Here is a 14,494-nt window from a genome sequence, read left to right as displayed (position 1 = left end):
ATTCTCACATCTCCCACGAAGGAAGGAACTACACGGAATGAAAGCGGGTAGTCGACTTCCAAAGCATCAAGCCGAATAGAGGGCCAAACTCTAAGGAAGCGCCACTACCCTTTTAGGTAGCAGCATATAAGTGTATTTACCGTACTCACTCCACCATCATCAGCATAACGTACATTATGTCGCAGACCCGTTGAAAGCCAAACAAGTGGCTAAATCGAGATTTATATCCTGGTTAGATGGTCCTACCTGCATGATATAAGTCGATCGCCAGCTGTCTTATCTCAGCTGACATTACAATCTCCTCTCGCCAATTAACTGGAATGTTGGAGTACCCATAAAAAGCACCCGCCATCTGCCCGCAAATAGCCGCAGTTGTATCTGCATCATTACCGAGATTTGCAGCCAAAAGGATACACTCGCGAAAACTTTTTCCATGATAAAAGCACCAAGCAGCCGCAATCAAACTCTCTATCACATATCCACTGCCATTTATCTCTTTATAGCCAAGTGCGGAGAAATCCTTGTTGGTTAGTGATCGAAGTTCCTCGCAATAATCAGTTGGATCTAACCCATCAAAAACTTCATCTTTACTTCCCGCTCTAAAAGCTCGATAAATCAATAGTGAAAGCATCCGGCAAGAGCTTATGCAAAGATAAGACCCATGTGTTGTCCTTGAGCTTTCTCCAGCATATTTGATACAAAGCTCTTCGCTCTTACTGAAGAAAATAGGTATTGGTGCCAACCTCATTAGCGATCCATTTCCAGATGACCGTATATCTATACTTCCAGAAAATGGGTCTCTAGTTTGAAGGTATTGCTCTAAGGACTTGGATACGGTAATTCCGATATCAAAACATCGTCCGTTACTACTCATATACCCGTATTGATACCAATTACAGTAGCGATTCATTTGGTCTTCTGGATCAAAGTCGAGTTTGCTTAAGAGGCTATGAGCAAGGCAAAGAGCCATAGATGTGTCATCTGTCCATTCTCCACGTTGTAGCCTAAAAGGGCCGCCTCCAACCATATCTTTAATTGGCTCGAACGTACCTCGTACCTCAAACTCCAGCGTAGTACCTACAGCATCTCCGCAAGCTAACCCTACGAGAGATCCAATAATTCTATCTTCCAACTTAAATATTACCTCAATCCTTGTTTGCCAACGCTGTGATAACTACAGCTATTCTGTCATCGTAACTGTGAGACGATAGCGAAGTCATGTACATCTAACACATGAAAAATCCAGCAAGTGAACTGCCTTCTTGTCAAGAACCTCCAGAAAAACCGCTAGCTTTCCTCATGTTCAGATTCCTTTCCACCCCACTCACCTTTAACAACATGATGATACCCTACTTCAGAAAAGCTTGTTAACAAATGAATACCAGGCTCTACAGCCAGGCTTGCAGATTATAACTTTTTACAGGTTGATAGCCTCTGTTCCGAACAAGAAAATCTTCTAGGTATATCCTATCAAAAGACACACATATCTCATTACTGTGGACTTAAGCTCTTATGGTATAGATGCCACTACGGATAGAATGAAAAAGCACTTAATGAGTTGGTATAAATACAAATTTTGGGTGATATTAACGTCATATATCACTATAAGATATCTAGAAAGAAACTCAAAAGCATGTAACGGTAGTCGGCTTGTCACCAATAGGCCCCAATTTCAAGCTTAGGATTTTTTCAATACCCAGCAAGTAAATTAATTAGTAACGAATACTATTCAGCTCCTCCATTAATATCCAACATTTTATAAAACAATTTTGAGTTCTTATAAGCTCCCTTAACTGATAATAATCAGTAAATATTGGCTAGCTATATAAAGTAATCTTACGCTCCTACCAAGTATGGTTAGTTAGCTAACCAAATTGTCGAGGGCTATCTATTTGGCGTAATCACTATGGTCAAGTATCAATTCGCTTGCCCTGGCGTGTAAGTAAGCTAATATGTTTTAGTTATCTGGATATCGTATCTTTTGTTTTAAACATCTCGCTAGCTCGTGGTAATCCAGCATGCGCACGAACCCAAATGGTTCATTTGGGATGAGGAATGAATGAATTACTGTCATGCAAAGCATCGCTTTCATTATCTTTGCTTGTTAATAAAGAGATGTCTACTATACCGACTGTTATCGGTGAAACCTCAACCCCTCCAGAATTTACAAAAGTACAGTAACAATGACTGATTCAGCTATTCAATTAGATCTTGCTCATATACAACACAGAAATATAAACAATATGTAACTATATGAAAAATAGAGGCCATCCAAGGTCAGGCGCAAAAAACACCCTACTGGAGCGTAAAGATGCTTACAAAATCCTCTCCTCTAATTAAAAAAATACTTGTCGGCAATCCCGGATGGGAGTGGTTACCTATTTTAATTACGCGAGTATCACTGGGATTATTTTTTTCAGTATCAGGATACAACAAGCTATTTATCCCTGAGAGGCATGCAGATCTTATAAACTTAATGAATGAAATAGGAGTTCCCTTTCATGAATTTATGGCATTTTTTTTAGCTTCTGTGGAGTTCTTCGGAGGGTTACTTTTAATGGTAGGCCTACTGTCAACACTTGTCGCCGTCGTCCTGTCTATTGTAATGATTGTTGCCATTTCTACCGTTGAAATAGAAAGTGTCATCCCTAAAGATATTGGACCATTAGATTGGATGAGCTGGTTTCTTTATTTACCTCAAGTTTTATATATTATTTTATTCATATGGCTAATAATTAGGGGCCCTGGAAAATTCAGTTTAGACAATCTAATCGCAAGTAAATTAGGAATTAACAGGATTAAGTAAAAATGGAATGACAACTAAGAAAAGATACATTGCGTTGAGGTATTATCACTATATTTATACCTAATAGTAACATGTCAATAAAGCAGTAAATGCGCAATCTAATTCACCATACGGTAAACTTATAGAACTTCAATGTTAGTAAAGTAGGTAAAGATCTTACTTCCATATACTCAGGATGAATTGCATAGACACACTCTATCCAGTAAGTTGCTAAAACAAAGATAATACCTACCAACGTCTGCATTCTAGATAAAAAACTCCAATATCATTATATACAATAAAATTCTCTTTTCCCGACAACTATTGGATTTGGTCTAAACTAACCCAGATCAGAGTTAGCTCCCCCTAACAACCAGATAGTAAAGGCGCAATTTGCTTTGGGTGAGGTAAACTCATTAAGGCTTACCATAGCGCTCAAGGGATATAAGATGGAAAATCAGCCCTCCGTAAAAAGTACTCGATTTTGGTTATGGATTTCGATTCTTATTTTTGCTGCCTCCAACGCGGTCGTTGCGAAAATTGGGGAGTTAGGTGCCAGCCACCCCATTAATGGAAACAACCCTATCTCTTTTTGCAACCTCTTGTTCGCTGGAAATCTCTTGGCGGGTATCACCCTTTTAATTATCTATAGAAAAGATTGGCGCCTCAGCATCTTAAAGCAGTATCCTTTCAAAGACTGGTTTTACATGTTCGTGCTTATTTTGATGTCTGGAGTTCTTGCCCCCGCCTTCTTCTTTATTGCTCTGATGCTCACAGAAGTGACCAATGTCGTTTTAATTGCAACTCTAGATGCTCCCTTGGGGCTTTTGTTCGCTTATCTGATGTTCCGGGAGAGGCCTACCGTGTTCTCAATAGTGGGCGCCCTTGTGGTAACGGTTGGTGTTATTGCAATTTTTGCCCTACACCAACCCCCGATGGACGATCCAATGAGTATGAAAATGCTTAATCTTGGAAATCCAGCCATGAACCAATTTCTTCAAGACCTCCCCAAAGCTGGAGAAATTTTAACCGCTTTAGCCACACTCTTAGGGGTCATTGCGGTTCAGGCAAGCCGGAAACTGCTGGATCGCGTCCCTATTGGCGTGTTCTCAGTTTTTCGTATGCTTGCAGGGGTGATACTGTTTTCGATTATTGTCCTCTCTGTATTTGGCCCCCACCACTTTGACGACCTTTTCTCTCCTTTCCTCTGGGTATGGATGCTTGTATACGGAGCAATCATTATTGTCTTTGGGCAGATCACCTGGTTTAAAGGACTCCAAGGAGGGGCGAGCTCTGCTGATATCTCTATCGCGACAGCCATTACCCCCGTAGCCGGTACTTTCTTCGCATTTCTTATCCTGCAAGAGGTTCCCAACTTCGCTCAAATCATTGGGGGTATCATTATTATGTCCGGAATAGGTATCTCATTACTCGGCCAATATCGCGAGCAAAAAGCCATCGAAATGAAGTATGAAAAACCATGCTCTTTTAAAGGGGTATAGAGCTTAGTAGATGAAACAGATACTAAAGTGGAGACATAGGTGACGATGTAGGCTTTGCATGGCTAGGTAGTGGACTTTGCAAAAGCTCAAAGCTATCGCCTATATTGAGAGAAATCTCTGTTCGCATGGAGCTATAGCTAATAAATATTGGTGAATAATTTCTCATACAAGGAGGCTGACTTACCTGAGGTTGGACTTCTAAATTAGCCAATCCTGACTATAAGGCAAAAGCCCAAATTATAATTTAAGACGATAAATACTCACATATACCAATTCAATCCTGACCTTCCAATTACCACTGTTGTGGAAAACACACTGCCAATCAAAATCCGAATTAATACAAGCAAGGCTCACCCTCGGGCCAACCGTAGCCAACTATCTATTCATAGGCGAGTAGCAATGTGTTTTCCTAGTAAACTAATTCTCAGGGAACCAAGATGGTAATTCCACAAACCCTGAATCTGAGTTAACCTTTAAAGTGCTGTATCGACCGCTCAGGCTAACTTTACCATTATTTATTACTTTAAATTGATGTGGCCAAACGACGCCTGGCTCAATCCTTCTATAATCAAACTCCTCAACATAAACACCATTTTTATAAAGTACCTTTCTAATATACCCAGTATCAGGGTCTATACCAAGTAAAGGGGTAATCCTTCCCCCTGAGACGAGCTTCCACCAGCTTTCACTTCTGTGCTCAGGCACATCAAATGGACCCTGCACTTCCATCGATGGGTCACGTAGAAAATAAAGGAAATTAAGCCATAATCCCTGAAGCAAATTATCCTTCTTATTTAAGCTAATGTAGGCAGCTGACTCAGGGTCAATTGAATTGCCACCTTGATATAGTTCGTATTGACCTTCTACTCCAAAGTGAATTACATTTTCACGACCTGAATATTCAGCGATGGATTCATTTAAAAAATTTAAATATTGAATTTTTGTGCGCGACGGCTTACTTTCTGAAGATAACTCTATTGTAGACGTTAAAGATTCAATCTTATGTAATAAATCCTTCCCTCCAAAAGCACCTAAGAGATTTTCTTTAACTTGTAGTGCAGTTGGCATTTCATTCACTAGCGGCTGGTGCCTAAGTAAAACCTGTCCTAAATCTGTACTCTTTATCTCACCGTGGTACAAGGCCAACTCGCCATTAACTAATACATGAATAAACCCTTCTGCGAGCTGCTGCGGATCTTGGTAGGTTGCTCGATCATTGACCTGATCCAAATCAAAGATAGCAATATCGGCATAATATCCAGGAGCCAATCGCCCCCGATCCTGAATGCCTAAGAAACTCGCGGGCAATGCTGTCATCCCCCTAATCAAGAATGGTAAAGAAATCAGAGATTCATCAACAACAAACTGCCTTATCTTCTTAGCAAACGCTCCAAATGTCCTAGGATGTGCACGCTGGCCTGGCACAGCGTGTGAGCCTCCATCCGAGCTCGTCATCATCCATTCCTGTGTTGCTAATAAGCGAATATTGTCCATATCATATAATTCAAGATTCATCACAGAAGCATCTCTTTGCTCCTTAGCAATATGAAGTACAGTATCTAAAGTTGATAGATTTAATTCCTTGGATACTTGTGCTAACGTTTTGCCATTGAGGTCTTTATTATTATCAGTAAATAATAATTTTTCCGGACCACCACGAATGTCAAGCATCTGCCTATGTTCTGAATGCAAACGATTTAGGAGATTTTTACTTTGTAACCGTTCAAGTAAAGATGTCATTCCTCCAGCTAAAGCCCAGTCTGGAATAGTATAAGCCAACAATGAACTCTGCGTTGCAGTATATGGATGTTGTGCAGCAAATACCTGAGCACCATCCGCCCTAGCATTATTGATCAAATCTATCCCTACGTTAGCTCGTCCGTCGTTATGCTTACCCTGCGGAGTAAAATGGCTAAAGATAATTCTCGCATCTATTGCAGAACCAATTTTGATAGCTTCAGCAACAGAAGCATCGTATCCTATACCGTTTAGAACTGCTCCCAAATCCCTATCATGGGTATCATAAATAGCTTTATACTTATTTAAGAATGACAGGGATTCAATCACTTCTTTTGTTGAGGCATAAGAAGCCGGTCGGTAAAAAAGACCCGTTGAGACCCCAAAAGCACCTTGCTGTATACCACTTTCAAGATACTGCGTCGTCTTTGAACGCTCTTCATTGCTGGCAGGTCTATCATTCATCCCCATAACGTTCAAGCGAGCCTGATTGAAACCCACATAGGTTCCTATATTGACGCCGGTATCACTGAGCCTTTCACCTCCCTCCTCAGCGACTTTATATTGCTCTAGAACATCATTTTTCCCAAAGCCATCTACACCAATAATTACCGACGTCACGCCCTGAAAGATCTGGGGTAACATTTTTTTACCCTGCGGGTCATTGAGATCTGCATGGCTATGCATGTCAATAAACCCTGGAGTAACATATAACCCCTCAGCATTAATGGTTAATTTAGCCTTGCTCCTAAGACTATCAGCGTTCCCTACAAAGACTATCTTGTCATCGACCACTCCTACATCTTGCTTTATCCATGGATTACCTGAACCATCGATAACTTTTCCATCAAGAATCAAAATGTCCAAATAATCTATTTTATTGTTCTGTGCCAGAGTTACCGCACTGTAGAAAAGGAACAATAAAACAAGGCAATACTTAACTAATAAACTCTGTGTAAATTTCACAATTACTCCCCATCAACTACATAACTCAAACCAAGAACTTCACGATACGGCGAAATAGATAATTCCACACCTTTAATACCCCATGCTTTAGAATACCGCTATTTTCAGCAAGAATTGAAACACCAAATAATATGATACCTGCGATGAGAAAATTGAGAATCGACTTGGTATTCATAACCATCCTTATCAATTTATCTTTATATGGCATACCACAAAACACAACTAAACAGATTTAAAATTCACCGTACTCTAACTTTATCTGTTACAATCTTTGAATCAAACACTACTTATCGCTTAAACAAGACCGGCTATCGATAGAATTTCATACGGATCTCGAAATTTTCCTGGCATTGCAATACGAACGTTTAGTGAACCTTATAAATATTGATGTAACCAATGGCTTCCCAGCACTAGCAGCTTAATATCTAATTTTCCATTCTACATCTATTACACTTTTGCCTTGCTTTACTCTTCTACCAAAGATCAATTACAAGAACCTCTACGCACTAAGCCTTTCCTTACCCAAAATATCACTAGGAAATAGGTTACTGATTCGACTCAGAACAATCTAGTGAGCTGGTACCACTGTTTCAGAAGCAGCCAAAATAGAAAATAATCCAATAAGAGCCATTTAGGACAAAACTCCACTGCCTCGCCTCAGGTTCTACCCTTATAGAAGCAGCCCATTATTAGACGAAAGCACGCATCAATTTCCGCCTATCGCACTTAACAGCACAGCTGCCGCTTTTTCTGGGAACGACCTTGCATTTTATTCACATTCTTGGAGTATCGCTAAATTGTGGTGTTTTACAGTTTACTGGGTTCCAAGTAGGTTTGTAGGTCATTTTTCATGTATTCGAGCACAGAGTTATGTCGCACCATATTGAAGCCCTATTAAGTGAATGGCAGGCATCGCCTGAGGATGATTGGGTACTAGCCGTAATCACCAAAGTTCAGGGCTCAGCTTATCGTAAGGCGGGAGCGATGATGTTGTTTCACCCACTAGGTAAGAGTATTGGCCTAGTCAGTGGTGGTTGCTTAGAGGCTGATTTAAAACGATACGCTCAACGCGCTATTCAGTATGATACTTCGGTTAAAGTGATTTACGATGCCAGTGATGAGTCGGATGCTAGCTATCAATTAGGCTGTGGCGGCATTGTAGAACTAATTTTATTTCCCCTAACGCATAGAAACCAATATCTTCAGTTGCATTGCCTTTTAGAATATTTGAACTCGGGAAACTCCGCTTTCTACGAACTGGAGTTACCTATTCAAAATACCAATTCAAGAGATCTTGTTGCGAGAGTTATTGCCCCAGAAGCAATGGGCTACCAGATTGATAGCACTACCAAAGCTACCCTATCACTACAAAATGGAAAAGCAGATGCTCTGCATCCGAGATTAATTATTCCCTGCCTACCCCGCTTCCATATTGCTGTTTTTGGTGGCGGGTTAGATGCTCAGCCAGTAGTCAAAATTGCTCAAGAACTAGGCTGGCACATTACGGTGATTGATGAACGCGCAAGTTTTGCCCGTCATTACGATTTCCCTGGTGCAAGTATTCTAAAGAAACCCTATTCACAGCTGACTACATCGCTGCTGAATCAGTTTGATGCGGCGATTGTGATGCACCACAACTTGGACTTGGATGCGAAGGCGTTACAAGCCGTAAGCCTGACGAAGCTACACTATGTTGCGCTGCTCGGCCCTCCACATAGACGTGATAAAGTTCTTGATAGAGCGGGGATAAAAGTAAGTGATTTCTATGGTGTCTTTTCCGCACCGGCAGGTTTAGCATTAGGTGGTGAGCTACCTGAGTCCATTGCTTTGAGCATCCTGGCTCAATGTCACGGAGTATTGCATCAAGCTAGATTGTTACCCCTAGACAAGGTCGCAACGTGAATAAATTTATCCGGGAGACAGCTAGACAACCTTCAAAACGGATACTGGTAGCATTGCTTGCTGCCGGAGAAAGTCGTAGATTTAATGGTATAAAATTACAAGCAACAGTAGATGTGATTGACTCAAATGGGAAGATTAAGAGTCAGCCTCTGCTGTTGCAAACGCTTGATAAACTAACCAGCCTAAACACAAAAACATCAACCGGGCTAAAAGTAGAGTTATTGGTAGTTCTGGGAGCACATCAAGAGAAGCTGGCCAATTTGTTGTCTTCCGATGTGAACCGACGATTTAACACTAACTGGCAAAGTGGTATTGCAAGCTCTATTAAAGAAGCAGTTATCGAAGCCGAGGCCCTTAAGGTAGATGGTTTGCTAATTGCCTTGGCTGATCACATAGGCGTAACTTTGGATGATTATCAAAAATTAATTACTGTGTGGCAGTCATATGGGCAAACTTGCTGCGCCCAATATCAAAATAGTTTTGGCGTACCTGCAGTATTTAACTCCTCAGATTTTACTGATCTCGCATCTCTCACAGGCGATACGGGCGCAAAGCACTTATTGAAAAAGAAATCTAATCTTGATGCTTTATCAATTGTTGAGATCGAGGGTGTCGCCGTAGATATAGATCGTAGAGCTGATATAGAAAAATGGCAACAAATGATTGTGGAAAATATCAGTTAGGGCTTATTTTCAGTTTTTAGTGAGAGTATCAATTTACATAAGTACTTCCGTAAAACTAGCTCTGCGATAGTCAGATTTCCAAGTCATAACCAGTTAACAAAAAGAAGCGATTTCGCCACCGATACGCAATTACTAGCGGGATTATCAAGGAGCGGGTAATGTCAGATAAGAAGTTAACCTTAACCATCAACGACGAAAGTTACGCACTAGATGTTGCACCAGAGATGCCACTTTTGTGGGCAATCAGAGATTTGCTTGGATTAACAGGCACTAAATATGGTTGCGGTGCTGGATTGTGTGGAGCTTGCACAATCCACTTGGACGGAACGCCGACACGAGCATGTTTAACGACGGTTTCGCAAGCCAAAGGCAAGAAAGTAACTACCATCGAGGGGCTGCAATTTGCTGAATTGAAGCAAGCATGGAGCGACAATAACGTTCCACAATGTGGCTATTGTCAGTCTGGCCAGCTTATGACTGCTGCCGCGCTATTGACCCAAAACCCATCACCAAGTGATGAAGAGATTAACTCTGCCATGGCTGGAAATATTTGCCGTTGTGGTACCTACACACGAGTTCGAGCTGCTATTCAAGACACCGCTAAAAAGAGAACTTAATAATGAGTAGCTTTACAGCTGTAAAAAATTTCAGCCGCCGGGATGTACTTAAACTATTTGGAGCAACTGGCGGGGGCTTAGCTTTAGGTGCAAGTGGGATAAGCTGGAGTCCGATGGCCATAGCACAAGGAAAGGAGCCGAGGTTAAACCTGTTTGTTGCTGTTGGCGAAGACAATAAAGTCTATCTTACCTGTCATCGTTCAGAGATGGGCCAAGGTATTAGAACCGGGATACCTCAGATACTCGCTGATGAGCTTGAGGCTGATTGGCAACATGTCGTTGTGATTCAAGGGTTAGCCGATAAGCGCTATGGAAGCCAGAATACCGATGGGTCACGCAGTATTCGTAAGCATTATGACAAAATGCGACAAATGGGGGCAATAGCTCGGACCATGCTGGAACAAGCTGCAGCAGACTCATGGCAAGTGCCTGTCGGAGAAGTGGAAGCCAGGAATCATAAAGTCGTGCACGTAAAGTCGGGCAGAAGCTTTAGTTATGGAGAGCTAGCAGTTGCTGCTGCGAAACTGCCCATACCAGAATTGAACCACGTGAAACTGAAGGAAAACAAGGACTTTAAACATATCGGCAAATCTCACAAGATTGTCGACATGGATAATATGCTATCCGGAAGAGCTAGATATGGCTACGACATTCAAATAGATGGCATGCTATATGCCAGTATAAGCAGGCCCCCGGTTCTAGGTAGTGATGTAGAAAGTTTAGATGATACCCTGGCTCGCAAGGTTCCCGGGGTTGTGGATGTAGTTCAATTACCTGTGCCCAAAGGACCACCTAAGTTTCAAGTTTTAGGTGGTGTAGCAGTTATTGCTACTAACACCTGGAGTGCCTTGCAAGGGCGTAAAGCATTAGAAATAACTTGGACTGCCAGTAAGAATGATAGCCACAGCAGCACAAGTTTCATGGAGTCGTTAATTCAGGGGGTCAAGGAGCCTGGTAAATTAGTTCGCCAACAAGGAGTTGAAAACACCGATTGGCCGGAGGACTCTACCCAGCAAGCCATATACACAGTGCCCTATTTGGCCCACGCACCGATGGAAGCTCCTGCTGCTGTAGCTTCAGTTACACCAAATGGCTGTGAAATCTGGGCATCAACACAAACACCGCAAAGTACGCAGCAAAATGTAGCAGCAAACCTCGGGCTCAATGACGAACAAGTGAAAGTTAACGTCACGCTATTAGGGGGCGGCTTTGGAAGGAAGTCAAAGCCTGACTTTAGTGTGGAAGCGGCACTATTGTCTAAAAAGCTTGGACGGCCGGTTAAAGTTAGCTGGAGCCGCGAGGACGATATCCAAAACGGCTACATGCACGCAATTAGTGCCCAATTTTATCAAGCAAAACTTGATAGCGATCAAATGCCAACGGCAATACTACAACGTACCGCCTTTCCATCTATTAGCACTACCTTTGCCGAGAACGTGGAGTACCCCTCAGCTGGAGAACTGGACCTTGGCTTTGTCGACATTCCATTTACTGTGCCAAGTCATCGTTGTGAAGCGGTTAAAGCATTGGCGCATACCCGTATCGGCTGGATGCGCTCAGTGAGTAATATTCAGCACGCCTTTGGTATTGGTAGTTTCGTGGATGAACTGGCACACAATGCCAAAGTATCATGCCCAAAGATGTGGAAAGAAATGTTGGGCCAACCTAGGCATATCGACTTTTCCGGTCAACAGTTCAAATACGGAAACTACGGAGAGGATCTATCACGTCACCCAGTCGATATTGGTCGCTACCATCAGGTGATTGATATTGTTGAAAGGAATATGGCTGAATTTGCACCTAACCAGCCAAATCAAGGCTGGGGCTTTGCCGTTCATCGAAGCTTTAATAGCTATGTAGCTATAGCTATTCTGGTGGAGGTGGAAAACACAAATCTTAAGGTACTGCAAGCAATTGCAGCTATTGATGCTGGACTTGTTGTTAACCCTGATAGAGTTGTCTCACAAACCGAAGGCGCGGTGATTTTTGGCTTAAGCTTGGCGATGATGGGAGAGGTAGCCTTTGAAGATGGGAAGGTTAAGCAGTCCAACTTCCATGATTACCCTGTACTTCGTATGGGGCAGTGCCCTGATATTTCGGTAACGGTAGTGAGTGCCAATTCTGCTCCAGCAGGCGTTGGTGAGCCTGGTGTGCCACCCGTAGCCCCTGCATTGACCAACGCGATATTTGCAGCAACAGGAACCAGAATTCGCAATCTGCCAGTAAATAAAAAACTTAATGTTTAAGTTATAATCACAATCGCAAAGGTAGAGCTTTATATCCCCCTACTCGTTCTTCGTGAAGGGGGATATATAAAAGAAAACAGCGTAGACAAAGACCCACAGAACTGACTGAACATAATGCAATTCCATTATTGACTCATCAAACTCGTCTCGATCTACAACTAAAAAAAAATCGCTCAAAAGTTTCTTAATAAAAGCATAGATTGCTACGTAGCAACGGGATACAGGGTTAGAAATTTTCACTTTTTCGACTTCCTCACACTGAAGTCTCATAGTTTTTGGGCCATAGCCTTTACCTTGTTGGGCAACATCAAATAAGGACAGATCTATAAAAACCTCGTTCGGCTTGCCATTATCATTATTGGGATAGTGTAGAATACTGCTCTTACTGGAAACTAAATTACTTTTTTGTTCTAACCGAATAAATTTTAGAGAAGCTTGTCGCTATATCAACTGATTCGGGAGAACATGCGGGATGCCCCCAACCACTGGCGCTAACGCCATCAACAATATCATAGACAATATTGTCATCCTTATTGGGGCTAACTCCTGAAGGCACATAATCTAGCTGGAGGTTGTGGCGCAATTTCCATGCGATATTATGATCTGCACATGAACTATCACCGCTAACCCCTAGAGCACCGATAAGCTTTCCATCCTTATTATACAGAGCTAAGCCGCCACCAAATACATTAATTCCTCCGATCTTTTTACCCACCATCGGGTCATCTTCTGTGCCAATTTGATTTGATGAACCACCATAAGCGACATTTGTATCAACTGGATTGCTATGCTGTAAGCCATATAAACTACCACCAGGCTGTACAGCCGAAAAAAGGTTGGCCGTTGATAGTGATAGGTCGGGAAGACTGAAAGCATTCGCCGTGTTTGCCTTTTGCGCTGAAATAACTCTGCTCCCAGGCCATTGATCACCTCGGTCCTTGCCTGAAAATGCAACTAATTTAACGACACCATCCCTGTCAACGATAGTTGCCCACATATTAAAGTTAAATCCACCATTTTTTTCGCTTACAATATCTTTAAGCACTTTCTGAAGCTCAGAATGCGTTGGGAATTTAACTGAAGCAGCGTCCATACCAACTTCTCCTTTTCTCGCTCAAGTAATTAGCATCCAATCATAGTAGCTTATTGCATTAAATGTGCTTCAACCACTAAAGGTCAGTAGAGCCAACCTATACTCTGCCAGCAAGTTTGAAAATTATTTTCTCGCCTACCTGATTGAAGACTGCCTCTATTGAGAGTTATGACTAGTTTACAACCAACAAGCAGGATAGATCATATTAATCTCCATCCAACTGGTTACGAACCATCTAAATTCAACTTAACTACACGAATGATTGACGACCACAAAATAAACACTATCTAAAATAAAAAAGTCTATATACACAATAAACGATTTTAAGCTAGAAGAATTACTCAAATAATAAATTATAGAAAACAATCATGTCTTTTTACAACTGACTCTTATCAATAAGCAGGGTTATAACCGGCCACCCAAAATACATTTTCTTCACCATTTATACCTATTGTATCGAACGACTCATATACCCATAGCTCTGAATCTAAATTTCTATCTAGCTCATCAGAAAGATACTGTATATTATCTTTAATTGATACGCCCTTTGGATTAGAAGACATTATTAGAGCCAGTCCTTTTGCCGGACTACACTTTCTTAATTTATCAAAGTCACTTCTAATTTTAGGTATTTCAGGACTACCTGTTGAGCTCATCCACCTCTTCATTTCCACCACCACTTCTATTTCTGATGGCACATCTTCCCGGAAAACAACAAGATCAATTAAGTCATATTCGACCTGAATCCTTCTAGCGAAGCATCTAAAAAGGTACCTGGCAATGATGAACTGATAATATCTCTCATTATTTATTTTTAGAATCCCAGCTTGGTCACACGAGTAGCAAGAATTATTGGAAATTGACTCCTGAAGATACTGATCCTCCTCCTGCAGAGCCTTACATGATAAAGAAATTATATCTTTTAATATTAAATCCACCTATCCTCCAACTCACTATTACGCA

General features: G+C 41.6%; 11 protein-coding genes. 7 read left to right on the top strand and 4 right to left on the bottom strand.

Annotated features, from left to right (window positions below):
• Positions 1-232: 232 nt before the first annotated feature.
• Positions 233-1,132, bottom strand: coding sequence for an ADP-ribosylglycohydrolase family protein (locus tag ACG1BZ_RS10310; protein WP_413665553.1), 900 nt, complete (start codon positions 1,130-1,132; stop codon positions 233-235).
• A 923-nt stretch (positions 1,133-2,055) separates the two neighbouring features.
• Here ACG1BZ_RS10310 and ACG1BZ_RS10305 point away from each other — a divergent pair.
• From ACG1BZ_RS10305 to ACG1BZ_RS10295, 3 genes are all read left to right on the top strand, one after another.
• Positions 2,056-2,181 carry a hypothetical protein gene (locus ACG1BZ_RS10305; RefSeq protein WP_413665552.1) on the top strand — a complete coding sequence of 42 codons (126 nt, stop codon included), beginning with the start codon at positions 2,056-2,058 and terminating at the stop codon, positions 2,179-2,181.
• A gap of 130 nt (positions 2,182-2,311) precedes the next feature.
• Positions 2,312-2,806, top strand: a complete 495-nt coding sequence (locus ACG1BZ_RS10300) for a DoxX family protein (protein WP_413665551.1) — start codon at positions 2,312-2,314, stop codon at positions 2,804-2,806.
• Between the two features lie 428 nt (positions 2,807-3,234).
• A complete protein-coding gene (locus ACG1BZ_RS10295) occupies positions 3,235-4,287 on the top strand; it encodes a DMT family transporter (protein ID WP_413665550.1) in 1,053 nt (350 codons plus the stop codon).
• Positions 4,288-4,704: 417 nt separating this feature from the next.
• Here ACG1BZ_RS10295 and ACG1BZ_RS10290 read toward each other — a convergent pair whose 3' ends face one another.
• A complete protein-coding gene (locus ACG1BZ_RS10290; protein ID WP_413665549.1) occupies positions 4,705-6,990 on the bottom strand; it encodes an N-acyl-D-amino-acid deacylase family protein in 2,286 nt (761 codons plus the stop codon).
• A gap of 870 nt (positions 6,991-7,860) precedes the next feature.
• Between ACG1BZ_RS10290 and ACG1BZ_RS10285 the strand changes: the two genes are divergently transcribed.
• The 4 genes from ACG1BZ_RS10285 (at position 7,861) to ACG1BZ_RS10270 (ending at position 12,438) form a co-directional block, all read left to right on the top strand.
• Positions 7,861-8,892 (top strand): XdhC family protein, encoded by a 1,032-nt coding sequence (locus ACG1BZ_RS10285; RefSeq protein WP_413665548.1) that lies wholly within the window; start codon positions 7,861-7,863, stop codon positions 8,890-8,892.
• Positions 8,889-9,575 (top strand): nucleotidyltransferase family protein, encoded by a 687-nt coding sequence (locus tag ACG1BZ_RS10280; RefSeq protein ID WP_413665547.1) that lies wholly within the window; start codon positions 8,889-8,891, stop codon positions 9,573-9,575. Before ACG1BZ_RS10285 ends, ACG1BZ_RS10280 begins: the two co-directional genes overlap by 4 nt.
• A 158-nt stretch (positions 9,576-9,733) precedes the next feature.
• Positions 9,734-10,192: a (2Fe-2S)-binding protein gene (locus ACG1BZ_RS10275; protein ID WP_413665546.1), complete on the top strand. Its 459-nt coding sequence runs from the start codon at positions 9,734-9,736 to the stop codon at positions 10,190-10,192.
• 2 nt (positions 10,193-10,194) lie between these two features.
• Complete coding sequence (locus tag ACG1BZ_RS10270) at positions 10,195-12,438, top strand: molybdopterin cofactor-binding domain-containing protein (RefSeq protein WP_413665545.1); 2,244 nt, start codon at positions 10,195-10,197, stop codon at positions 12,436-12,438.
• Between the two features lie 397 nt (positions 12,439-12,835).
• On the opposite strand, the gene ACG1BZ_RS10265 is transcribed toward ACG1BZ_RS10270, so the two are convergent.
• A complete protein-coding gene (locus tag ACG1BZ_RS10265) occupies positions 12,836-13,531 on the bottom strand; it encodes a GlcG/HbpS family heme-binding protein (protein ID WP_413665544.1) in 696 nt (231 codons plus the stop codon).
• A 392-nt stretch (positions 13,532-13,923) separates the two neighbouring features.
• Positions 13,924-14,469, bottom strand: coding sequence for a hypothetical protein (locus tag ACG1BZ_RS10260; RefSeq protein ID WP_413665543.1), 546 nt, complete (start codon positions 14,467-14,469; stop codon positions 13,924-13,926).
• Positions 14,470-14,494 lie beyond the last annotated feature (25 nt).

It is taken from the genome of Microbulbifer sp. CNSA002 (assembly GCF_047324085.1).
Classification (GTDB): Bacteria; Pseudomonadota; Gammaproteobacteria; order Pseudomonadales; family Cellvibrionaceae; genus Microbulbifer.
This window is presented reverse-complemented; position numbering and strand designations above follow the sequence as displayed.

What these genes read in the sequence shown, in the direction of transcription:
- ACG1BZ_RS10305 (WP_413665552.1), top strand. Translation starts at nt 2,056, where the DNA reads ATGAATGAATTACTGTCATGCAAAGCATCGCTTTCATTATCTTTGCTT.
- ACG1BZ_RS10300 (WP_413665551.1), top strand. Translation starts at nt 2,312, where the DNA reads ATGCTTACAAAATCCTCTCCTCTAATTAAAAAAATACTTGTCGGCAAT.
- ACG1BZ_RS10295 (WP_413665550.1), top strand. Translation starts at nt 3,235, where the DNA reads ATGGAAAATCAGCCCTCCGTAAAAAGTACTCGATTTTGGTTATGGATT.
- ACG1BZ_RS10285 (WP_413665548.1), top strand. Translation starts at nt 7,861, where the DNA reads ATGTCGCACCATATTGAAGCCCTATTAAGTGAATGGCAGGCATCGCCT.
- ACG1BZ_RS10275 (WP_413665546.1), top strand. Translation starts at nt 9,734, where the DNA reads ATGTCAGATAAGAAGTTAACCTTAACCATCAACGACGAAAGTTACGCA.
- ACG1BZ_RS10270 (WP_413665545.1), top strand. Translation starts at nt 10,195, where the DNA reads ATGAGTAGCTTTACAGCTGTAAAAAATTTCAGCCGCCGGGATGTACTT.
- ACG1BZ_RS10265 (WP_413665544.1), bottom strand. Translation starts at nt 13,531, where the DNA reads ATGGACGCTGCTTCAGTTAAATTCCCAACGCATTCTGAGCTTCAGAAA.